Here is a 19,238-nt window from a genome sequence, read left to right as displayed (position 1 = left end):
CGCGGGGTCAGTTGCCGGACGCGCTGCGGTTCTTCGCCCGGCTGGCGCGCACCACGAACTTGAGGCGGCGCAGCGCCCGCAGCACATCGGCCAGATGCTTGCGATCGCGTACCCGCACGACAAAGCGCAGCTCGGTGGTGGCCTGCTGCATGTCTTCGTCCATGGTCACATGCGCGATGTCGCTGTCGTGCTCGCTGATGGCCGCCGCCACGCGGGCGAGCACGCCCTTAGAGTTTTCCACGATCACGCTCAGGCCGGTTTCGAACGGGCGGGTGCATTCGGCAGCCCAGCTCAGATCGATCCAGCGTTCGGGGTCTTTCTGGTAGAGCCGGCGCCCGACCTCGCAGTCCTGTTGGTGCACGATCAATCCCTCGCCCTTGCCGAGATAGCCGATGACGCTGTCGCCGGGAATCGGCCGGCAGCAGGTGGCATATTGCACAGAGGCGCCCTCGCTGCCGTCGAGCTGCAGCACAGACTGCGTGCCGGTCTGGTTACGGCTGGCCAGCCGCTCGATGGTGTCGAGCAGCGGGTCGGACAGCGCGTCCTTCGGCGAAACCAGCGCCACCACGCGCTTGGCCAGGATGTCGGCCACGCGCTTGCCCAGGCCGATGTCGGCAAACAGCTCCTCGCGCGATTTGCACCCGGTCCAGCGCAGCAGCTTGTCCCACACCGTCGGGTCGAGGCTGGCCAGCTCCAGATGCTCATGCCGTAGCGCGTTGTGCAGCAGGCGCCGGCCCAGTTCGATCGATTCGGCCTGCTGCGTGGTGCGCAGCGCATGGCGAATCTTCGAGCGCGCCCGGCCGGTGCGCACGAAGCTCAGCCAGTTCGGGTTGGGCCGGGAGGTCGGCGCGGTGATGATCTCGACCACGTCGCCGCTGCGCAGCTCGGTCCGCAGCGGCACCAGGGTGTTGTTCACCTTGGCGGCCACGGTCTGGTCGCCCAGATTGGTGTGGATCGCATAGGCGAAGTCCACCGGAGTTGCGCCGCGTGGCAGCGCCAGGATGCGCGACTTGGGGGTGAACACATACACCGCGTCCGGCGCCAGGTCGATCTTGACGTTTTCCAGAAAGTCGGCCCAGTCACGGGTTTCAGTCTGGATGTCGAGCAGCGATTGCAGCCAAGCGTTGGTCTGCAGCGACTGTTGCGGGGCCGGGCCGTCTTTCGCCGACTTGTAGAGCCAGTGTGCGGCCACGCCGCTTTCGGCGATGCGGTGCATGGCCTCGGTGCGGATCTGGAACTCGATCGGGTTGCCGTTCGGGCCGATCAGCGTGGTGTGCAGCGACTGGTAGCCGTTGGCCTTGGGAATGGCGATGTAGTCCTCGAACTTGCCCGGCATGGGCTTGTACAGACCGTGCAGCACGCCCAGTGCCCGGTAGCAGTCGAGCACGTCGGGAACCAGCACGCGAAAGCCGAAAATGTCCTGGATGTGCGCAAAGCTCAGATGCTTGCTGCGCATCTTGCGGTAGATGGAATACAGCGTCTTTTCGCGGCCCGACAGCTGCGCCGGCACCTGTGCCTCGGCCAGCGCAGCCTGCGCAGCGGCAAGGATTTTTTCCACCAGTCCGTGCCGGTTGCCGCGTGCGGCCTGCACCGCGCGCGACAACACTGCGTAGCGGTTGGGGTAGCTGTTGGCAAAGCCCAGGTCCTGCAGCTCGCGGTACACCAGATTGAGTCCGAGCCGGTGGGCGATCGGCGCGTAGATTTCCATGGTCTCGCGCGAGATGCGCTGCCGCTTGCTCGGCGCCATGGCGCCCAGAGTGCGCATGTTGTGCAGCCGGTCGGCCAGCTTGACCAGGATGACGCGGATGTCGCGCGCCATCGCCAGCAGCATCTTGCGAAAGCTCTCCGACTGGTTTTCCTCGCGGTTAGAAAACTGCAGCTTGTCGAGCTTGGTCAGACCGTCTACCAGATCGGCCACCGTCGGCCCGAAATGCTCGATCAGCTCGGCCTGGGTGATGCCCTTGTCTTCGGCCGTGTCGTGCAGCAGCGCGGCCATGATGGCCTGGGTGTCGAGCTTCCAGTCGGCGCACAGCTCGGCCACCGCCACCGGGTGCGAGATGTAAGGCTCGCCGCTGGCGCGGTATTGCCCCAGGTGCGCGGCATCTGCGAAGCGGTAGGCTTCGCGGACTTTCTGCAGATCGGCTTCGGGCAGATAGGTCTGCAGCTTGGCGAGAAGACTGGCAAGGCTGACCGTGCCGTGCCGTGCGGCGGCGTCGTCAGTCGCGTGGGGCGGGGGGGCTGACGGTGCGTCGTCAGCCGCCGTCTGGCCCGGTGGCGCAGGTTCGGCCGCAGCGGCAGGGTTTGCGGCTCGCCCGCGTGCCCGCCTGGCGGGCTTGGCCACGGCAGCAGTCACGACTGTTCCCGAAGCCGCAGCCTGCGGGCTTGGCGAGGCGGTGGTGCTGCCGGGCATGATGCAGATCAGGTGGGTACTTTTCTCAGCATTTCCAGCCCGACTAGACCGGCGGCGATTTCACGCAGCGCGGTGACGGTCGGCTTGTCCTTGGTTTCGATCTTCGGGGAGTGGCCCTGTTCCAGCATGCGGGCGCGGTATGCGGCGACCAGCACGAGCTGAAAACGATTGGGGATTTTTTCCAGACAGTCTTCAACGGTGATGCGAGCCATGATGTCAGAGTTCCGGTTCAGAAAATGCCGAGGGCGCGAAAGACCTCGGGATGGGAAAGGCGTTGCGCCGCGTAGCGCAGACGCTGCGCCCCGACGATCTGTCGCAGATCGTTCAGGGCGGTCGTAAAGTCTTGATTCACAATTATAAAGTCGAAATTCTTCGCCTGCGCCAGCTCGATGCGCGCCTCGCGCAGGCGCTGTTCGATGACGTCGGGCGCGTCCTCGGCCCGGCTGGTCAGACGCCGGCGCAGCTCCTCGAACGAGGGCGGCAGGATGAAAATGCTCACCGCGTTGGCGAACTGCGCGCGCACCTGCGCCGCGCCCTGCCAGTCGATTTCCAGCAGCACGTCCACGCCTTCGGCCATGCGCTCCTCCAGCCAGCGCCTGGAGGTGCCGTAGAGATTGCCGTGCACCTCGGCCCATTCGAGGAATTCGCCAGCGTCGATGCGGCGCTGGAATTCCTCGCGGTCGATGAATACATAGTGCACGCCGTCGATCTCGGCGCCTCGCGGCGCCCGCGTCGTGCATGACACCGACAGCCGGATACGCTCGTCCTGCGCCAGCAGGGCGTTGACCAGACTGGACTTGCCCGCACCGCTGGGCGCAGCGACGACGAACAGGTTTCCGGGAAAGTTGGCCGACACTTTGGCTCCCGTGCTCATTCGATGTTCTGCACCTGTTCGCGCATCTGCTCGATCAGCACCTTGAGTTCGAGCGCGATTTCGCTGAGTTCGAGCGCGGCGGACTTCGATCCCAGGGTGTTGGCCTCGCGGTGCAGTTCCTGGATCAGAAAATCCAGGCGCTTGCCCAGCTCTCCGCCTTGATCGAGCAGCTCGCGCAGCGTCTGCAGATGGGCCTGCAGACGGTCAAGTTCTTCGGCCACATCGATGCGGATGGCAAAGCTGGCGGCCTCCTGCAGCCGCCGGTCGTGCAGGGTTTCGGCGCTGATCTCGCCTGCGGACAGCGCACGCAGCGCCTCTTCCCAGCGGGCGATGAACCGCGCCTGCTGGCGCTCCACCGCCAGCGGCACGATCTCGCGTGCGCGGGCGACATGCCGCGCGATCTGCTCGGCGCGATCCAGCAGCAAGCCGCGCAGACGCTCGCCCTCGGTCGCGCGTGCCTCAGTCAGCACTGCCAGTGCCTGCTCCAGCGCGGATTGGGCGGCCTGCGCAAGCTCGGCGGCGTCGGTCTGTGCCTGCTGCGCGCTGCCGACAAGGCGGAGCACTTCGCCAACGGAAAGCGGGGTGAGATGCGGCGCGAGCGCGCGCAGCGCGGCCTCTACAGCCAGCAGCGGCGCTGCGGCGGTGGCATCGGGCAATGCCAGCGTGGCCGGCGGCGCTTCGAACACCGCGCGGCACTCGATCTTGCCGCGACGCAGCCCTTGGGTGAGGGTATGGCGCATCGCCGCCTCACAGCCGCGCAGTTCTTCGGGCAGGCGAAAGGCGATGTCGAGAAAGCGGCTGTTGACCGAGCGCAACTCGATGTGGACCTTGGCGCCGCCCGGCAGTTGCACACTCTTTTGGCCGTAGCCAGTCATGCTATAAATTGGCTTCACTCGCATCCCCTTTGCGTGCATTTTTCCACACTCGATTGCCCCGTCGGCTGCTCGCCAGCGTTTCATGGCCACCTCGCACAAGTCCAAACCCGCCCCGCTTGCGCCCGAGACGCAGGTCGGCGGCTATCGCATCGTGCGCAAGGTGGCCAGCGGCGGCTTCGGCGTGGTGTACCTGGCGCTCAGCCCGGACGGGCAAAAGGTCGCGATCAAGGAATACCTGCCGGCCTCGCTGGTCGAGCGCGGCCCGGGAGAGTCCTCGCCTGTGGTGTCGCCCGAGAAGCTGGCGCTGTATCGCCTGGGGCTGAAGAGCTTTTTCGAGGAAGGCCGGTCGCTGGCGCAGATTTCGCATCCCAGCGTCGTCAGCGTGCTCAATTTCTTCCGCGAAAACGACACGGTCTACATGGTGATGAACTACCTGGAAGGCGCGTCCTTGCAGGAGTTCGTCATCACCGCACGCGAGCTCAAGCGCAAAAAAATCTTTCGCGAATCGACCATCCGCTCGCTGTTCGACGACATCCTGCAGGGGCTGCGCGTAGTGCATCAGCACAAGATGCTGCACCTGGACATCAAGCCGGCCAATATTTTCATCACCGACGACAACAAGCCCATCCTGATCGACTTCGGCGCCGCGCGCGAGGTGCTCAACCAGCAGGACAAGCGCTTCCGCCCGATGTACACCCCAGGCTTTGCCGCGCCTGAGATGTACAAGCGCGAAGGTGCGTTCGGGCCGTGGACCGACATCTACGCGGTCGGTGCCTGCATCTATGCCTGCATGACCGGCTACCCGCCCTACGAGGCGCCGCAGCGGCTGGAAAAAGACCGGCTGCAGGCGCAGTTGGCCAAGCTGCGCGGGGTGTACTCGGACAACCTGCTCGAAATCGTCGAGTGGTGCATGTCGCTCGACCCGATGGCGCGGCCGCAGAGCGTGTTCAACCTGCAGCGCGAGCTGGGGGCCGAAAGCGCGCGCCGCTACACCAATTTGACCATGGGCGAGAAGCTGCGGCTGCATCTCGATGAGCTGGTCAACGACACCAAGTCCCAAGTGCAGAAAGTGCGTGAGGTGACCCGGTTCGGCGCCCCTGTGCAGGCGGTGCCGGGGTCGGGCAAGCCCGCCGCCAGGGAGCGCAATTGAAGTTCTCGGTCTATCAGGTCAGCCGTCGTGGCGCGCGCACGACCAATCAGGATCGCATGGGGTATTGCTATACCCGAGACAGCGCCTTGTTCGCCCTAGCCGACGGGCTGGGCGGGCACCCGCGGGGCGAGGTGGCCGCGCATCTGGCGCTGCAGACCATTGCCAACATCTTTCAGCGTGAGGCGCGCCCGGCCTTGCGCGACCCGCAGGAATTCCTGCGGCGCTCCATTTTCCGTGCGCACGAGCAGATCCAGCGCTATGCGCAGGAACAAAGGCTCAGCGATTCGCCGCGCACCACCGTCGTGGCGTGCGTGCTGCAAAACGGTGCGGCGCACTGGGCGCATGTCGGCGATTCGCGGCTGTACTTCATTCGCAACGGCGCGATGCTCACCCGCACCCGCGATCACTCGCATGTCGAGCAGCAGCACAGGAAAGACGAGATGCACGGTCTGGCGCTGCTGCAGCCCGAGGGCCCGACCCGCAATATGCTGTTCACTTGCCTAGGCTCGACGCAGTTGCCGATGATCGAGGTCGGCCTGCCGCAGGCCATGCGGCGCGGCGACATCATCTTGCTGTGTTCCGACGGGTTGTGGGGGCAGATTCCCGAGTCGGTGCTGGTGCGGCAGTTCGGCCAGCAGGTGCTATCCGATGCGGTGCCCGAGGTGGTCGAAATGGCGCTGCGCCAGGGCGGGGCCGACTCGGACAACGTCACGGCGCTGGGTGTGGAGTGGGAGGCCGACCCGGAAGAACTGGAAACCGCGCTGCGCATCGAAACCGAAAGCATGCAGCAAGGCGCTTTCAAGTCCACCATCCAGAGCGGACTCGTCGATCTGCAGGTCGAGGAAATGGACGACGCCGCGATCGAGCGCTCGATCGCCGAAATCAACGCCGCCATCCGCCAGAGCGCGGGGCGCAAATGACCGTTTGAGCATGACACAGATCTCCTCTCCCGCGCGCGAGGGGCGCGGGCCCCACGCCTTGCGCGCCGTGACCATCGATCGCCATTTCACCCGCCATGCCGAGGGCTCGGTGCTGATTGCCTTTGGGCAGACGCGCGTGCTGTGCACGGCCTCGGTCGAGGAACGCGTGCCCCCGCATCGTCGCGGCACCGGCACGGGCTGGGTCACCGCGGAATACGGCATGCTGCCGCGCGCCACGCACACCCGCAGCGAGCGCGAGGCCAAGCGCGGTAAGCAGCAGGGCCGTACCGAGGAAATCCAGCGGCTCATCGGGCGCTCGCTGCGCGCGGTGTTCGATTTCGCCGCGCTGGGCGAACGCCAGATCACCCTGGACTGTGATGTGCTGCAGGCCGACGGCGGCACACGCACCGCAGCGATCACCGGTGCTGCCGTGGCTGCCTGGGATGCCTGCCAGTGGCTGATCGACACCGGTCGTGTCACCCAGCACCCGATGCGCGAGCTGGTCGCTGCGGTATCGGTCGGCCTGACCAGCGGCGAATACCGCCTCGACCTCGATTACGCCGAGGACAGCCAGTGCGACACCGACATGAACGTGGTCGGCACCGCCAGCGGCGCGCTGATCGAAGTGCAGGGCACCGCCGAGGGCGCCCCGTTTACCCGGCCGCAGCTCGACGCGCTGGTCAATCTGGCACAGCAGGGTATTGCCGAGCTCATCGCCTTGCAACGCGCCGCCCTCGGGCTGTGAGCATGTCGCAGGTCCGGCGCATCGTTCTCGCCTCGGGCAACCCGGGCAAGCTGGCCGAACTGTCCGCGCTGCTGTCGTCGCTCGGCTGGCAGGTGCAGCCGCAAAGCGCGTTCCAGCTCGCGGAGGCCGACGAGCCGCACCCCACCTTTGTCGAAAACGCACTGGCCAAGGCGCGCCACGCCAGTTTTCACACCGGCTTGCCCGCGCTGGCCGACGATTCCGGGCTGTGCGTCGAGGCCCTGGGCGGGCTGCCTGGAGTGCGTTCCGCCCGATTTGCGCCGCTGGTCGACGCCACGCGCTCGCAACAAGACGCAGCCAACAACGCCTTGCTGCTGCGGCAACTGGGCACCGCGTCTAGCCGGGTAGCGCGATTTGTCTGTGTGATCGTCGCACTGCGCCACGCCGCGGATCCAGAGCCGCTGATTGCCACCGGAGAGCTCACCGGCCAGATCGGCCTGTCGCCGCAAGGGCAGGGCGGTTTCGGCTACGACCCGCTGTTCGTGCTACCGGATGGACGCACGCTTGCGCAGTGCGACGCGCGGGAAAAAAACCGCATCAGCCACCGCGCCCAGGCCATGCGCGCGCTGCTGCCGCTGCTGCAAAGCGTCTGGGCGCGCGACGGCACGGCCTGATGGGGTGCCTTGCCTCGCGCATCGCTGCATGACCTCCCCGCGCATCCCGATCACACCGCTTGCATCGTCAGCCACTCCAGGCGGCGATGCGGCGCTACAGCAGGCGGCGCAGAGCCTGCTGCATTACATGCGCCCCGGAATCCTGCAGTTGTCAGCCTTGCCGCCGCTGAGCCTGTATGTGCACCTGCCTTGGTGCCTGAAAAAATGTCCCTATTGCGATTTCAACTCGCATACATGGCGCAACAGCAGCACGATTCCCGAGCAGGCTTACCTCGCCGCCTTGCGCGCCGACCTCGATGCCGCCTTGCCATTGATCTGGGGACGGCGGGTGATCTCGGTGTTCATCGGCGGCGGCACGCCCAGCCTGTTCTCGCCCGACGCGATCGACCAGCTACTCGCCGACGTGCGTGCGCGGCTGCAGCTGGTGCCCGATGTGGAAATCACCCTCGAGGCCAACCCCGGGACCTTCGAGCGCGACCGTTTCGCGGCGTTCGCACAGGCAGGGGTCAACCGCCTGTCGATTGGCGTGCAGAGCTTCGACGACGCGCGACTGCGGGATCTGGGCCGCGTGCACGACGCGCGCCAGGCCCACGCCGCAGTGGATGAGGCGGCCCGGCACTTTCCGACCTTCAACCTCGATCTCATGTTCGCGTTGCCGCAGCAGGACATGGCCGCCTGCGAGGCCGACTTGCATGCCGCGCTGGCGCATCAGCCACCGCATTTGTCGCTCTATCAGCTCACCCTCGAACCCAATACCCTGTTCGCCGTCCACCCGCCGCCATTGCCCGACGCGGACCTGAGCGCCGACATGCAACAGCGTGTGGCCGCACTGGCGCAGACCGCGGGATTGCAGCGCTATGAAGTGTCTGCCTACGCCATCGCCGGCCACCGCTGTCGCCACAACCTCAACTACTGGCAGTTCGGCGACTATCTGGGTATTGGCGCTGGCGCGCATTCCAAGATTAGCTTCGCACACCGCATCGTGCGGCAGGTGCGCTGGCGCCATCCTCAGCGCTACATCGACCTGGCAATGCGGGGCAACGCGATCGAGAACGAGCACGACGTCAAACGTCGTGACTTGCCGTTCGAATTCATGCTCAACGCCCTGCGCCTGCGCGACGGCGTGCCAGCCACACTGTTCACCGAGCGCACCGGGCTTGCACCCTCCGCCATCGCCCAGCCGTTGCAGACTCTACGGGACAAGAGCCTGCTGGTGCTCGATCCTGCGGTGCTGCAGGCCACACCCCTTGGTTTCGACATGCTCAACGACCTGCTCGAGCGCTTTTTGCCGCAGTGACAGGCCCCGCTTGCTTAGAATGCGGCCTCGGCCAAAACCGAGGCCAGCAACGGAAGCGTGGCAGAGTGGTCGATTGCACCGGTCTTGAAAACCGGCAACGGGCAACCGTTCGTGAGTTCGAATCTCACCGCTTCCGCCAGAATTCATCCAAGTTGATCCATCAAAGCCCCACGCAATCCCAGCGGCGGGGCTTTTTCATTGGGCGGAGTGTCCCAAATCGTCCCATTGCATCCGGGGTGATACCACGCCAGCCAGGTGCCAATCGTGGTATCGTCCATGGCATTCAGAAGGGCGATACCATGAGTCTTACCGTGAAGGCTGTCGAGGCCGCCAAGCCGCAGGAGCGGCCCTACAAACTCACCGACGGCGGCGGCCTGTACCTCTTTGTGGCGCCCACCGGGCTGAAAAGCTGGCGTGCCAACTACATGGTGGGCGGCAAACAGCGCACGCGAACCTATGGCCGCTACCCGGCCATGACGTTGGCGCAAGCCCGCGCTGCGCATGCGCAGGCCAAAGCCGCGCCAGCCTCGGTCTCGGCCGACAGGCCAGCGGCGAAGATCGCACCGACCTTCAAGGTCGTCGCAGAGCAGTGGCTCAAGATCAAGCTGCCATCCCTGTCCAACGGCAAGCACCAGGGGCAGGTTGCCGGCACACTGGAGCGCTTTGCATACCCCGCGATTGGCTCGCTCCCAATCGACCAGATCCCGCGCACGAAGCTCGTCGAGGTGGTGCAGGCCGTACAGAAGGGCGGCCGTGTGGAAACCGCGCACCGGGTGGCCGGGCGCATCGCGGCGGTATTCGACTACGCGCAGGATGTGGGCTACATCGAAAGCCACGGCGCTAGCGGCCTGGTGCGCGTGCTCCAGCCGCGCAAAGTGAAAAAGCCGATGGCCAGCATCCCGCCAGGCGAGGCCGGAGCGCTGCTCGCGGCGATCGACAGCTACGAAGAACCGATCACCCGCCTGGGGCTGCAGTTGCTGGCTTTGACCTTCGTGCGCGTCGGCGAGATGCGCGGCATGCGATGGACCGAGCTGCGCGAGGACGGCGCGGTCTGGGTGGTTCCAGAGGAGCGCATGAAGGCAGGATTGCCGCATATCGTGCCACTGTCCCGGCAAGCTCGGGAGGTGCTCGAACAACTCCGCGTGCTTACCGGCGATCGCGATCTGGTGCTGGATTCACCTCTGCGCCCGGGGCATCCGCTGTCGGAGAACACCTTCCTTTTCGCGCTCTACCGCCTGGGCTATCGCGGCCGGATGACGGCGCATGGATTCCGGGCGTTGGCCTCTACCGTACTCAATGAGCAATCGGGCTATGCGCACGATGTCATCGAGCGCCAGCTCGCGCACCGGGAGACTGATGCGGTTCGCGCGGCGTACAACCGGGCGCAATATCTCGATCAGCGCCGGGGGCTGATGCAATGGTGGGCGGACTGGCTGGATCGACAGCGCGCATCAGCTTTGCCGCCTGCCAGCGCGTGAGGAATCTTGTCAGCCAGGACTCACCTCCGCGCGCGCCCAGTGCCGAAGCCCCTGGACGCAGGACACGGTGAAATACACATACAAGAGCGCCGTGATCCACTGGTGCTGCAACACGAACGCGGCCAGGCCGAGGCTATTGCCCACCAGCCAGAACCAGTAGCCGCGCCGGTTGCGGCGCTTGATGAACTCGTTGCCCACGATGGAGAGGGTAGTAAAGGCAACGTTGATGGTGGTGATGATCGCGGACATTTCACCCACCATATCGGTGTGAGCGAGCCTGATCCGGCGTCGGCCCGACGTACTGCTTGTAGGCAGCAATCCAGTTGGTGGCGATGGCATGCTGAGCCTGCGCCAGCGTGATTCGTCCACTGCAGACCAGGCTGTGCAGCCGGTTCTCCAGCTTATCCTTCGCATAGCTACCCCACCCACCGATGACGTGGTGCGGTTCGGGCCAGAGGTTCTGCGGACTGTCCGGCGAGCCGCCAAGCTCCAGACTGATGAGGTGGTCCTCTTCGTATTCGCGCAACCTGTAGGCATCCTTGCCCATCTGCTGCACATAGCCATACTGTCTGATCTGCTCGCGCTTGAGGCGTTCGGTGTAGGCCTCGTCCGGTCGGATCGACCTGGTGTAGCCGCCCGGTCGGCAAATCGTCTCACGCAGATTTTCCTGCGTGACGTTGGGGTTCAGCGCGCCCGGTGTCAGCTGCGGATTGGGTAATGCATCCGCTTCAGGAAACACAAGGCCCATGCGTCCGGAATGTGCGATGTCCTGGCCGTCACCAGCCTGGCCGTCACCAGATCGACGCGCGTCGCCCCAATCGCCAGACCGGCGATCGAGATAGCGCTCGCCTTCGTGGACAGCGATGCCGCCAAGCGCATAACCCGCAGCGTGCTCTGCGACGCGCCCGAGCATGGACGAGTCATGCCGCTCACAGCCGGCCAAAAGCGGGCCGGTCAGGGCCACAACCAACAGGACCGTGCGCCACATCACGACTGAACCCCCTCGACGCGTCGCTCATCGCTGCGCTGCCATTCGCGCAGCACGGCGGCAATGGATTGCACCGCATCGACACACAGGCTTTTATCCGGGCGGCGCCCCAGCGCCAGAATGGCCGCAGCAATCCGGGCCGGTTCGAGGTCCAGCGCGCTGCGCCCGGCGCGGCGCATGTCGTTCTGCACGGCGGCAATCGCCGCCAATGCGCGCCCAGAATCCTGCTGTGTCGGCAGCAGGCCAATGCGTGCCATCGCGATCGCCTGCTGGGCGATGATCAGATCGTTGGTATGCATCAGATGCTCCGCCGGTCGGCCAACACCTTGGCGATCTTCTGGTCGGTCTTGTATTGGCTCAGTGCGTAGACGGCCCAGATCGTGGCCGGAATCCAGCCGATCAGCGTGAGCTGGGGATCAGGCACACGATGCCCGAGATCGGCTTGCCGATGGTGAAGAACGTCAGCCAGGGAAGGAAGAGGGCGATGAGAAGGCGCATGGTTGTTTTCTTTGGGAATGTGGTGGGAGCCTTAAAACGGGCCGGGCGGCGTCACGCTGGCTGCGGCGACGCAGGCGGGGGAGACGCTCTTGTAATCTTGCGCAGGGGTGCCGAACGCCGGGGCGATACCGTGTTTCCAGGCAAGCTGCGCGGAACACCAAGAATTCTCTTGTTCCCATGCATCACGTTCGGTTGCGCTGATCGCGACTTTCGACTTCACGATCTGTGTTCCGGGAATGCTCGCATTTGCACTCGCCTGGAAGAAGTCCTGAGACTTACCCGCCCACGGCTCCTGCTTGTCAACAAGGGCCAGCATCTTGGGGTTCTTCAGGAACCAATTTGCAGCGTCCAGCCGCCCGCACTTGATCGAAACGGCTGAATCGCCGTTGGCGATCGCCGTGACGGTCGAATCTTTGCTGCACCATTTCTCAAGCTCCGCTCGAGCTTGAGCATCTTTGACCAAATGAGCAACGCCGTTCGATGCAACGGATGGCGCAGATTTGCCACATCCGGCGAGCAGAGCGCTTGCTGCAACGGCGGCACAGAGCAGGGTCTTGGTGTTCGTCTTCATCTTCATGGAAGTCCTTGGGTTGTTGTGTGATGATCGCGAAAGTCCGCGGGGAAGGCGTGGTGTTCAGGCAGCGTGCGGCAGTCGTGCTGCCTCGCGAGCGCTGCGCAGAGCTTCGTAGCGATCCAGGAAAACATCAGCCCACCATTGGGGTGACCAACCGAGGGCGCCGATTTTTTCATGGAATGGTGTTACACCCCATAGTATTCGCCAGGGGATGTTGCGTTCTGCATCGAAATGCATCAGGTCCCGCCGCTCAGTGGCCAGGGCCATCAGATCCGCGTGCTTGACGAGGTCCTCCCAGTCGACCGAGGCCTGCGCGATGCCCAGCGCTTGGCGCACCACGATTTCGACCTCATGCTCAAGGTCTCGCCAGATCGAGCCGAGTGCGGTCTTGACCGGCGTCGGCACATCACCGATGTAAGCCTCGTGGGCGTCGTGCAACAGTCCGGCCAGTTGCGCCTCGACTGGCGCGCCGCGATCCTCAAGGATCCTCGCCACCAGCAGACTGTGCTGTGCCACCGAGTAATGGACTTTGGTGTGGCCGCCGAAGCGGCAGATCAGTGACAGTGCATGGGCGACGTCCTCGATGTGCACGTCCGCAGGTACCATCTGCGTAGGCAGATAGTCGCGGCCGGAGAACGTCAGCATGTGGCATGACGAAGCGGCTTGGGATCGGCTTGCCAGCCATGCCGAGGCCTCGGCGAGAGCCTCCTCATAGGCCTCCGCGTCCGACCCGTCGGCGTCGGCGGGGAAAACGCCGCCGCCTACTTCAGATCCATCGCACAACAGGCGCAAGCGGTAGCCGCCGCCGAGTGTTTCCGGGCGAGGGTCAATCTGGTAGCCGTATTTCGTCATGGCCGCAGCTCCGCACCGGGATGTCCGGCCACAGGTAGCGGCCGAGTGTCCAGTGCAATCCGCTCCGCGCGGGTCAGCAGGCCCTGCGCATAGCCGCGCCTGTAGGCGTCGCGACGCCAGAGAGATGGGTTCGGCTCACGCCCGGCGTACCCGTCGCGCTCACCTACCAGGGCGTAGTCGATCTTGAATCGAGAGAAGAACATGGCGGCTCCTCAGGCGTGGTCGCCGAAGGTGCCGCCGGGGTCGCCGTTCCGCGGCGCTTGCGATGCTGCGGTTGCGTCCGAAGGCCTTGTGGTCTGATCAGTCGAGGTGGGGTCTTGCTTTTCGCTTCCCGGCTTGCTGCTCAGCAGAATCAGGTCCGTGCCGACGACTTCGGTGGTGTAGCGATCGATGCCATCCTTGTCGGCCCACTTCCTGGTGCGCAGGCAGCCTTCAACGTAGCACTGACCGCCCTTTTTGAGGAAGTCGCTGGCGATTTCGGCGCGGCGGTCATAGAAGACTACGCGTGTCCACTCGGTGTCTTCCTGGCGCTCACCGTTCTTGTCTTTCCAGGCCCGGGTCGTGGCCACCAGCAGGTTGGCGACTGCGTTGCCGTCAGGCGTGTAGCGCACCTCGGGGTCGCGACCGAGGTGGCCGATCAGTTGAACCTTGTTGAGAGAGGACATGCTTCACTCCATCGAGGGGATGAAGCAATAATAGGCAATGCCTGATTTCATGTAAAGAGGCATTGCCTATTATTTACAACAGGGCGGCTCGAGGGGCGTCGACTATCAGATTTGCTTTCCTAGCCATGCCCAGATCACGCGGCCGTGAACATGCAGCCCGGTCGCTTCCTCGGGAGAGATCTCCCAGCACTTGTAGAGGATGTTGTCCGAGTTGACGGACAGGGACTTCGGCATGCGCTGAATGCGTTTGATAAAGGTCTCGTCACCAAAGGTGAAAAGGTAGATGCCATCGCGCTCGATGGACTTCACGGATCTGTCAATGACGACGATGTCGCCGTCGCGGATAGTGGGTTCCATAGAGTCGCCTGCAACCGTGACAAGGGCAAGCGAGGTCAGCGTGGCGCCAGAGCTGCGCAGGATGCGCATAGCGATGTCCTGGCAAACTTGAACGCTTCCAACCCGTTGCTGGGCCTCAAGATAGCGCCCGTGCCCTGCGGCCGCCTTCAAGTCGAACTGAGGGATCGTGACCATCCCTTCAACAGCTCGCGCGGGGGCGCTGAATCCCCACTCATCGTGTACCCCCCAATGTTCCGGTCCGACGACGTCTGAGAAGTATTCAAACAGGGCATTGAGGCGGGACTTGGCAACACGACCATGATTGATCCAGTCCTGAACCGACGGCGGCTTGACACCCATAGCCCGCGCCAGGGTGACCTTCGACACCCCCTTCTTCAGTCGCGCCGCCTCAATAGCGGCACCAAGTTCTTTGCCTGTAAGCATTGCCTTATTCGACAGCACAGGCAATACATAAGGCAATGCATTGCTATAAAGAATGCAATGCCTTATACATGCCTCATGAGCACAAACACCCCACTGTCCGAAGCGATCACCGCCCACGGCGGCTTGTCCGCTTGTGCACGCATGATCGGCGTGAGACCCCCGACCATGCACCAGTGGATCAAGGGGCTGCGCCCCATACCACCACGACGATGCTACGCGATTGAATCAGCGTTGGCTGTTCGCCGCTGGGACCTCCGCCCCACCGACTGGCACCTGATCTGGCCAGAACTCGTGGGCACAGAGGGCGCACCTCCGGCCCCCGACCCCGCGTCTTCCTCGACCAGAGAGCAGCCATGATCAGCGCGCTCATCCAGGGGACTCTCAAGGGCGTAGCGACGCAGCGGATGGGCAAGGTCCCCTTCGTGACGGCGACCGTGCGAGTGCCGACCGACGGCAGTGAGGCCGTGTTCGTCAATGTCATTTCATTTGAAGACGCGCCCCGGAATGCACTGTTGTCGCTTCATCCTGGGGAACCGGTCGCACTGGCCGGCACGCTGACGCCTGACGTCTGGATCAACAAAGAAGGCGAACCTCGCCCGCAACTCAAGATGATCGTCAATGCTGTGTTGGCGCCGATGCAATTCTGAACCACCGTGCCGACGCAATTGTGAGCCAGGGGTGGAAGCCGGTTTGTTGTTGCCCGGCTGTGAATCAGTGTAGAGGTTTGCCTTGGTCGTGGTCTCCTTCGTTGGTGGGTTGATGCCGAGAGGGAAGCTGCGCAGGGCGTCGCCCGGAGCGGCTTCCCTCTCGGCTGCGTCAGTCACTTGGCATTGCTGTCTGCGCGGCCTTGCGAGCCTGTTCGCGCGCCTTGATCCGAGTCTTGGCCTCAGCGGTGCTGCGCAGGAAGCGGATCGAGTCGTTGCCGGTTTCGACGATGTGGCAGTGGTGGGTCAACCGGTCGAGTAACGCCGTCGTCATCTTCGCGTCGCCGAACACGCTGGACCATTCGGCGAAGTCCAGATTGGTCGTGATCATCACGCTGGTGTGCTCATAGAGCTTGCTCAGCAGATGGAACAGTAGCGCGCCGCCAGCCTGGCTAAACGGCAGGTAGCCCAGTTCATCGAGGATCACCAGATCCAGCCGCAGCAAGCTGGCAGCGATGCGTCCAGCCTTGCCCTGAGCCTTCTCCTGCTCCAGTGCATTGACCAGGTCGACGGTTGAATAAAAGCGCACACGCTTGCCATGCTGCGTGATGGCGGACACGCCAATGGCTGTGGCCAGATGCGTCTTCCCCGTGCCCGGGCCGCCCACCAGGACCGCATTGTGGGCGGCCTCGGTGAACGTGGTCTCGGCAAGCAGCGCGATGAGCTTGCGGTCGATTGGTGAGACGTCGAAGTCGAAACCGGCCAAGTCCCGGTGCATCGGGAACTTCGCCGTATGCATCTGGTAGTTCACAGAGCGCATGGCGCGATCGGTCACCTCGGCCTGCAGCAGGTGTTCGAGTAGCCAGCGGCTGCTGGCGGCTTCCGAACGGTCTCCTTGCTCGGTCAGGTCGGCCCACGCTCCAGCCATGCCATGCAGCCGCAACTGCCTGAGTTCCACAGCGAGGTCACGCATGGTCCGCTCCCTCGTCGCAGGTCCGCAGGGCGTCATATCGCGCGGTATTGGCGATGGGCACGATGTTGACCTGCAGTGTCGTGGCCGCGTTCTGTGGCACGACCGTGGGCGTCAGTCGGCCCAGCACGTTGATCACATGTTCCACGCTGACGCGCCCCGATGGCGGCGCGTTCTCCAGGGCCAACTCCGCAGCGACGAGCACAGCGTCCAGTCCAGCGGTGGGCACAATCGCCAGCACTTGCGCCATGATGCGGTCGCCCCCTGCCGTGCGGAGAAGGCTGCGCCGCAAGCGCTGCAGTGGCTCGGGCATGTCGGCGAAGGGTGCCCCATTGCGCAGGGCGCCCGGCTTTCTCTGCACCAGCGGCACGTAGTGCTGCCAGTCGTAGCGGGTCTCACCCGCATTGCTCAGCCGCGCATGGCGCGCGACCTCCTTGTCGTCGGCAACGATCACCACCTGGCCGGGATACAGCCGCGTGCTGACGATCTGCCCGGCCCACTCGCTGGGCACCGAGTAGCGGTTGCGCGCCACCGACACGAGGCAGGTGCTGGACACGCGCGCGGGCTTCTCCACATAGCCGTCGAATGACATCGTCATTGGCAGCAGGTGCGGACGTTCGAGGTCGAGCATCTCGGCCACCGTGAACTGGTCGTGCTCGGGATGTCGCACCTCATCCCACAGCGCCCGGCAGCGATCGCCCAGCCACGCGTTGAGCTCGGCAAAGCTACCGAATCGCTCCTTGGCGGCTTGAATCCAGATGCGCCTGCGGCTGTCCTGCACGTTCTTCTCAACGACCCCCTTCTCCCAGCCAGAGGCCACGTTGCAGAAGTCCGGGTCATAGAGGTAGTGTGCGCACATCACAGCGAACCGCGCGTTGACCACCCGACCCTTGCCCTTGCGGACCTTGTCCACGGCGGTCTTCATGTTGTCGTAGATGCCGCGCCGAGCCACGCCACCCAGCGCCGCAAAGCAGCGTGTGTGCGCATCGAACAGCATCTCGTGACCCTGGCTCGGGTAGGCCACCAGCCAGAAGGCACGGCTGGCACATAGCTTCATGTGGGCCACCTGCACCCGGTAGTAGATCCCGCCGACCACCAGCCCCTCTTCGCTCCAGTCAAACTGGAATGCCTCACCCAACTCAAAGCGCAGCGGAACGAACGCCTTGCCGCCGGACTCTTGGCCGGCGGCTCGCCGCCATGCACGAATGAAGTCCGTCACGCGGCTGTAGCTCCCCGTGTAACCCGCCGCCTTGATCTCGGCGAACAACGCCTGCGCCGTGCGCCGCTCCTGCGGCGGCCGCCTCGCATCCACTTTGAGGGCCAGCTTGATGCTGTCCTCAAACGGCGTGAGCTTGCACGCCTGCGCCGTGCGCTGATACTTCGGTGGCTCTGGCACCTCGCCGTGCAACCACTTGCGCACGGTGTTGCGCGATAGGCCCGTCTTGCGCGCAATCTCGCGCTCGCTGAGATGGTCCCGGCGGTGTAGTCGCCGAATCTTGCCGATCATGTCCATGGTGATCATTCCTGCTGTCCCCCACCGCACAGAAATGCAGCAGGGTAGGTCGAACACCTGGTTCAGTTTTCGGTCGGCACAACCCTCAAAAGTGGCTCAATTTTCGGTCGGTAACAACAAACGACCCAGACAAAGACGATGAGAGGCAGTCCAAACTTTCAGGGGGCGATGTTCAGCTATATTAGCCTTGAAGATCGTGTGCCGCAGGCACACCCGTTGCGCAAGCTTCGAGCCGTGGTCGATGCGTTGCTGGCGACGATGAGCAGCCAGTTCGAGGCGGTGTATGCCCGCTGCGGTCGCCCCTCAGTGCCGCCGGAGATGCTGCTCAAGGCCCCGCTGCTGCAGATCCTGTTCTCCATTCGCAGCGAGCGGCTGCTGGTCGAAGCGATCAACTACAACCTGCTGTACCGCTGGTTTGTCGGCCTGAACATCGAAGACAAAGTCTGGGACCACTCCACCTTCAGCGCCAACCGCGAACGCTTGTTCAACGAAGACCTCGCCCGCGCCTTCTTCGAGCGCGTCAAGCTCAGCGCCCAGTGGGCCAAACTCGCCAGCGACGAACACTTCAGCGTCGACGGCACGCTCATCGAAGCATGGGCCTCGCACAAGAGCTTCAAGCGCAAGGACGACGACAGCAGCGCACCAGCCGGGCGCAACCCCGAGGTGGACTTCAAAGGGCAAGCGCGCTGCAACGACACCCACGCCAGCACCACCGACGCCGAAGCCCGGCTTTTCAAGAAGAGCGCGGGCGACAAGTCCCGCCTGTGCCACATGGGGCACATCCTCATGGAGAACCGCAGTGGGCTGATCGCCGATGTCGAGATCACCCACGCCAGCGGCACAGCCGAGCGCGAGGCAGCGCTGGCGATGCTCAAGCGCCGGGGCAACAAGAACAAACGGGTCACGGTCGGCGCTGACAAGGGCTACGACAGCAAGGCCTTCATCCAGGGCTGCAGAAAGCTCAACGTCACGCCCCACGTGGCGGCCAAGGACAAGTACTCGGCGGTGGATGGCCGCATCAAACGGCACGAGGGCTACAAGACCAGCCTGAAAGTGCGCAAACGCATCGAAGAGGCCTTTGGCTGGATCAAGACCGTCGGCGGTCTGGCCAAGACCAAGCTGATCGGCCAAGCCAAGCTCACGGGGCAGGCACTTCTGTGCTTTGCCACCTACAACCTGGTGCGCATGGGCAGCATCGGCGGCTGGTGGGACGCGCATCATGCGTGAGCCATGGGATACGTGCGCCCGAAATGGGCGAAGTGGCCTGCAAACAGGCCGCAATGGCCTTCGAAATCGCTTCGCAGACGCGCCAAGGTGGCTCGCGTCTTCAAAATCAGCGGCGGCAGGACGTTCGATGAGCACTTTTTCAACGG

23 protein-coding genes, 1 tRNA gene and 1 pseudogene are annotated in these 19,238 nt (G+C 64.3%); 10 read left to right on the top strand and 15 right to left on the bottom strand.

The window, feature by feature from the left end; translation table 11 throughout:
- Positions 1-7 precede the first annotated feature (7 nt).
- From ACZ47F_RS13710 to ACZ47F_RS13695, 4 genes are read right to left on the bottom strand one after another with little or no spacing between them, the layout of a single operon-like run.
- Positions 8-2,410, bottom strand: coding sequence for a RelA/SpoT family protein (locus ACZ47F_RS13710; protein WP_464925219.1), 2,403 nt, complete (start codon positions 2,408-2,410; stop codon positions 8-10).
- An 8-nt stretch (positions 2,411-2,418) separates the two neighbouring features.
- Entirely contained in the window at positions 2,419-2,622 is a 204-nt protein-coding gene (gene rpoZ / locus ACZ47F_RS13705) for a DNA-directed RNA polymerase subunit omega (protein WP_464925218.1), read from the bottom strand.
- 17 nt (positions 2,623-2,639) lie between these two features.
- Positions 2,640-3,284 carry a guanylate kinase gene (gene gmk, locus ACZ47F_RS13700; protein ID WP_464925217.1) on the bottom strand — a complete coding sequence of 215 codons (645 nt, stop codon included), beginning with the start codon at positions 3,282-3,284 and terminating at the stop codon, positions 2,640-2,642.
- Positions 3,281-4,159 (bottom strand): YicC/YloC family endoribonuclease, encoded by an 879-nt coding sequence (locus ACZ47F_RS13695; protein WP_464925216.1) that lies wholly within the window; start codon positions 4,157-4,159, stop codon positions 3,281-3,283. Before ACZ47F_RS13695 ends, gmk begins: the two co-directional genes overlap by 4 nt.
- 82 nt (positions 4,160-4,241) lie before the next feature.
- On the opposite strand from ACZ47F_RS13695, the gene ACZ47F_RS13690 reads away from it, so the two are divergent.
- From ACZ47F_RS13690 to ACZ47F_RS13660, 7 genes are all read left to right on the top strand, one after another.
- A complete protein-coding gene (locus ACZ47F_RS13690; RefSeq protein WP_464925215.1) occupies positions 4,242-5,309 on the top strand; it encodes a serine/threonine protein kinase in 1,068 nt (355 codons plus the stop codon).
- A complete protein-coding gene (locus ACZ47F_RS13685; protein ID WP_464925214.1) occupies positions 5,306-6,229 on the top strand; it encodes a PP2C family protein-serine/threonine phosphatase in 924 nt (307 codons plus the stop codon). Before ACZ47F_RS13690 ends, ACZ47F_RS13685 begins: the two co-directional genes overlap by 4 nt.
- A gap of 10 nt (positions 6,230-6,239) precedes the next feature.
- Positions 6,240-6,974, top strand: coding sequence for a ribonuclease PH (gene rph / locus ACZ47F_RS13680; protein ID WP_464925213.1), 735 nt, complete (start codon positions 6,240-6,242; stop codon positions 6,972-6,974).
- A 2-nt stretch (positions 6,975-6,976) separates the two neighbouring features.
- A complete protein-coding gene (rdgB, locus tag ACZ47F_RS13675) occupies positions 6,977-7,606 on the top strand; it encodes an RdgB/HAM1 family non-canonical purine NTP pyrophosphatase (RefSeq protein WP_464925212.1) in 630 nt (209 codons plus the stop codon).
- Positions 7,607-7,634: 28 nt separating this feature from the next.
- Complete coding sequence (gene hemW, locus ACZ47F_RS13670; RefSeq protein WP_464925211.1) at positions 7,635-8,903, top strand: radical SAM family heme chaperone HemW; 1,269 nt, start codon at positions 7,635-7,637, stop codon at positions 8,901-8,903.
- Positions 8,904-8,954: 51 nt separating this feature from the next.
- A tRNA-Ser gene (locus tag ACZ47F_RS13665) sits at positions 8,955-9,042 on the top strand.
- Positions 9,043-9,202: 160 nt separating this feature from the next.
- A complete protein-coding gene (locus tag ACZ47F_RS13660) occupies positions 9,203-10,381 on the top strand; it encodes a tyrosine-type recombinase/integrase (protein WP_464925210.1) in 1,179 nt (392 codons plus the stop codon).
- A 9-nt stretch (positions 10,382-10,390) separates the two neighbouring features.
- Here the strand turns inward: ACZ47F_RS13660 and ACZ47F_RS13655 are convergent, their stop codons facing one another.
- From ACZ47F_RS13655 to ACZ47F_RS13615, 9 genes and pseudogenes are all read right to left on the bottom strand, one after another.
- A complete protein-coding gene (locus tag ACZ47F_RS13655) occupies positions 10,391-10,630 on the bottom strand; it encodes a nicotinamide mononucleotide transporter (RefSeq protein ID WP_464925209.1) in 240 nt (79 codons plus the stop codon).
- Between the two features lies 1 nt (position 10,631).
- Complete coding sequence (locus tag ACZ47F_RS13650) at positions 10,632-11,369, bottom strand: hypothetical protein (protein WP_464926651.1); 738 nt, start codon at positions 11,367-11,369, stop codon at positions 10,632-10,634.
- The gene (locus ACZ47F_RS13645; RefSeq protein ID WP_464925208.1) at positions 11,369-11,668 is read right to left on the bottom strand and encodes a hypothetical protein; all 300 of its coding nucleotides are present in this window, start codon (positions 11,666-11,668) and stop codon (positions 11,369-11,371) included. Before ACZ47F_RS13645 ends, ACZ47F_RS13650 begins: the two co-directional genes overlap by 1 nt.
- Positions 11,668-11,867: pseudogene (locus ACZ47F_RS13640) on the bottom strand (YqaE/Pmp3 family membrane protein). The gene ACZ47F_RS13645 and the pseudogene ACZ47F_RS13640 overlap by 1 nt, the downstream one beginning before the upstream one ends.
- 31 nt (positions 11,868-11,898) lie before the next feature.
- Entirely contained in the window at positions 11,899-12,444 is a 546-nt protein-coding gene (locus ACZ47F_RS13635) for a hypothetical protein (protein ID WP_464925207.1), read from the bottom strand.
- Positions 12,445-12,501: 57 nt separating this feature from the next.
- The gene (locus ACZ47F_RS13630) at positions 12,502-13,293 is read right to left on the bottom strand and encodes a hypothetical protein (RefSeq protein WP_464925206.1); all 792 of its coding nucleotides are present in this window, start codon (positions 13,291-13,293) and stop codon (positions 12,502-12,504) included.
- Positions 13,290-13,496, bottom strand: a complete 207-nt coding sequence (locus ACZ47F_RS13625; protein ID WP_464925205.1) for a hypothetical protein — start codon at positions 13,494-13,496, stop codon at positions 13,290-13,292. Before ACZ47F_RS13625 ends, ACZ47F_RS13630 begins: the two co-directional genes overlap by 4 nt.
- Positions 13,497-13,505: 9 nt before the next feature.
- Positions 13,506-13,958, bottom strand: coding sequence for a single-stranded DNA-binding protein (locus ACZ47F_RS13620; RefSeq protein WP_464925204.1), 453 nt, complete (start codon positions 13,956-13,958; stop codon positions 13,506-13,508).
- 105 nt (positions 13,959-14,063) lie between these two features.
- Complete coding sequence (locus tag ACZ47F_RS13615; RefSeq protein ID WP_464925203.1) at positions 14,064-14,855, bottom strand: LexA family transcriptional regulator; 792 nt, start codon at positions 14,853-14,855, stop codon at positions 14,064-14,066.
- Here ACZ47F_RS13615 and ACZ47F_RS13610 point away from each other — a divergent pair.
- A complete protein-coding gene (locus tag ACZ47F_RS13610) occupies positions 14,796-15,095 on the top strand; it encodes a YdaS family helix-turn-helix protein (protein ID WP_464925202.1) in 300 nt (99 codons plus the stop codon). The genes ACZ47F_RS13615 and ACZ47F_RS13610 overlap by 60 nt on opposite strands.
- A complete protein-coding gene (locus tag ACZ47F_RS13605; protein WP_464925201.1) occupies positions 15,092-15,385 on the top strand; it encodes a single-stranded DNA-binding protein in 294 nt (97 codons plus the stop codon). The genes ACZ47F_RS13610 and ACZ47F_RS13605 overlap by 4 nt, the downstream gene beginning before the upstream one ends.
- Before the next feature lie 169 nt (positions 15,386-15,554).
- On the opposite strand, the gene istB is transcribed toward ACZ47F_RS13605, so the two are convergent.
- Positions 15,555-16,355 (bottom strand): IS21-like element helper ATPase IstB, encoded by an 801-nt coding sequence (gene istB / locus ACZ47F_RS13600; RefSeq protein WP_464924246.1) that lies wholly within the window; start codon positions 16,353-16,355, stop codon positions 15,555-15,557.
- The gene (istA, locus tag ACZ47F_RS13595; RefSeq protein WP_464926573.1) at positions 16,348-17,865 is read right to left on the bottom strand and encodes an IS21 family transposase; all 1,518 of its coding nucleotides are present in this window, start codon (positions 17,863-17,865) and stop codon (positions 16,348-16,350) included. The genes istB and istA overlap by 8 nt, the downstream gene beginning before the upstream one ends.
- A gap of 138 nt (positions 17,866-18,003) precedes the next feature.
- Here istA and ACZ47F_RS13590 point away from each other — a divergent pair, with 138 nt between their 5' ends.
- The gene (locus tag ACZ47F_RS13590; RefSeq protein WP_464925197.1) at positions 18,004-19,092 is read left to right on the top strand and encodes an IS5 family transposase; all 1,089 of its coding nucleotides are present in this window, start codon (positions 18,004-18,006) and stop codon (positions 19,090-19,092) included.
- Positions 19,093-19,238 lie beyond the last annotated feature (146 nt).

This window comes from Thiomonas islandica (assembly GCF_055383445.1).
The sequence above is the reverse complement of the archived record's forward strand: the minus strand, read 5'-3'. Positions and strand labels throughout refer to the sequence as shown.

Coding starts and splice junctions, on each gene's coding strand:
- ACZ47F_RS13710 (WP_464925219.1), bottom strand. CDS start 2,410: ATGCCCGGCAGCACCACCGCCTCGCCAAGCCCGCAGGCTGCGGCTTCG.
- rpoZ (WP_464925218.1), bottom strand. CDS start 2,622: ATGGCTCGCATCACCGTTGAAGACTGTCTGGAAAAAATCCCCAATCGT.
- gmk (WP_464925217.1), bottom strand. CDS start 3,284: ATGAGCACGGGAGCCAAAGTGTCGGCCAACTTTCCCGGAAACCTGTTC.
- ACZ47F_RS13695 (WP_464925216.1), bottom strand. CDS start 4,159: ATGACTGGCTACGGCCAAAAGAGTGTGCAACTGCCGGGCGGCGCCAAG.
- ACZ47F_RS13690 (WP_464925215.1), top strand. CDS start 4,242: ATGGCCACCTCGCACAAGTCCAAACCCGCCCCGCTTGCGCCCGAGACG.
- rph (WP_464925213.1), top strand. CDS start 6,240: ATGACACAGATCTCCTCTCCCGCGCGCGAGGGGCGCGGGCCCCACGCC.
- rdgB (WP_464925212.1), top strand. CDS start 6,977: ATGTCGCAGGTCCGGCGCATCGTTCTCGCCTCGGGCAACCCGGGCAAG.
- hemW (WP_464925211.1), top strand. CDS start 7,635: ATGACCTCCCCGCGCATCCCGATCACACCGCTTGCATCGTCAGCCACT.
- ACZ47F_RS13660 (WP_464925210.1), top strand. CDS start 9,203: ATGAGTCTTACCGTGAAGGCTGTCGAGGCCGCCAAGCCGCAGGAGCGG.
- ACZ47F_RS13655 (WP_464925209.1), bottom strand. CDS start 10,630: ATGTCCGCGATCATCACCACCATCAACGTTGCCTTTACTACCCTCTCC.
- ACZ47F_RS13650 (WP_464926651.1), bottom strand. CDS start 11,369: ATGTGGCGCACGGTCCTGTTGGTTGTGGCCCTGACCGGCCCGCTTTTG.
- ACZ47F_RS13645 (WP_464925208.1), bottom strand. CDS start 11,668: ATGCATACCAACGATCTGATCATCGCCCAGCAGGCGATCGCGATGGCA.
- ACZ47F_RS13635 (WP_464925207.1), bottom strand. CDS start 12,444: ATGAAGATGAAGACGAACACCAAGACCCTGCTCTGTGCCGCCGTTGCA.
- ACZ47F_RS13630 (WP_464925206.1), bottom strand. CDS start 13,293: ATGACGAAATACGGCTACCAGATTGACCCTCGCCCGGAAACACTCGGC.
- ACZ47F_RS13625 (WP_464925205.1), bottom strand. CDS start 13,496: ATGTTCTTCTCTCGATTCAAGATCGACTACGCCCTGGTAGGTGAGCGC.
- ACZ47F_RS13620 (WP_464925204.1), bottom strand. CDS start 13,958: ATGTCCTCTCTCAACAAGGTTCAACTGATCGGCCACCTCGGTCGCGAC.
- ACZ47F_RS13610 (WP_464925202.1), top strand. CDS start 14,796: ATGCCTTATACATGCCTCATGAGCACAAACACCCCACTGTCCGAAGCG.
- ACZ47F_RS13605 (WP_464925201.1), top strand. CDS start 15,092: ATGATCAGCGCGCTCATCCAGGGGACTCTCAAGGGCGTAGCGACGCAG.
- istB (WP_464924246.1), bottom strand. CDS start 16,355: ATGCGTGACCTCGCTGTGGAACTCAGGCAGTTGCGGCTGCATGGCATG.
- istA (WP_464926573.1), bottom strand. CDS start 17,865: ATGGACATGATCGGCAAGATTCGGCGACTACACCGCCGGGACCATCTC.
- ACZ47F_RS13590 (WP_464925197.1), top strand. CDS start 18,004: ATGAGAGGCAGTCCAAACTTTCAGGGGGCGATGTTCAGCTATATTAGC.